This is a genomic window from Streptomyces brasiliensis (assembly GCF_014647875.1).
In the GTDB taxonomy this organism is placed as follows: Bacteria; Actinomycetota; Actinomycetes; order Streptomycetales; family Streptomycetaceae; genus Streptomyces; species Streptomyces brasiliensis.
In genome coordinates, this window is record NZ_BMQA01000256.1 from 1 (window position 1) to 756 (window position 756).

At 66.9% G+C, this 756-nt stretch carries 1 protein-coding gene; it reads right to left on the reverse strand.

Going from position 1 to position 756, the window contains the following annotated elements; genetic code table 11:
* On the reverse strand, nt 1-756 hold a 756-nt coding region (locus tag IEZ19_RS50040), incomplete at both ends, for a condensation domain-containing protein (RefSeq protein ID WP_268248816.1).

Sequence of the window (756 nt, forward strand, 5' to 3'; positions counted from 1 at the left end):
TAATCCGCGTACTGCACCGGCAACGGCTCCCAATCAGGGGCCTCACCACGCAACCGCGCCACGTACGCCGTCGACAGATCCCGCGCCAACGGAGCAGTCGACCAACCATCACTGGCAATGTGGTGCATCACCACCACAAGCACCTGCTCCTCCGGACCGGCCTCGAACAGCCACGCCCGAATCGGCACCTCCACCGACAGATCAAACGCATACCCCGCAGCCCGCCCCACGGCCTCAGCCAAACCGTCAGGGCCGACCTGGCTCACCGGGATGGACCACGTCAGCTCCTCCGGGTCGAGGATCTGCTGGTACGGCTCACCGTCCACTGCCGGGAACACCGTCCGCAGCGACTCATGCCGCCCGATCACATCCCGGAACGCCTGCTCCAACACCGCAACATCGACACCACTGATCCGCAGCGGCACCGGAATGTTGTACGCCGAACTCGGCCCCTCCAACTGGGCCAGGAACCACAACCGCCGCTGCGCGAACGACAACGGCACCCGCACCGGACGCATCTCCACAGCCCGCAACGGCATCCGCGCCGCCCGCATACCCTCCGACAGCCGAACCGCGAGCCCGGCCACCGTCGGCGCCTCGAACAACACCCGCAGCGGCAACTCCGCACCGAGCACCGTACGGATGCGCGAAACCAGTCGTACGGCCAGGAGGGAGTGTCCGCCGAGCTGGAAGAAGTTGTCGTCGACGCCGACCGACTCAAGACCCAACACCTCGGCGAACGCCCCGCACAGGATC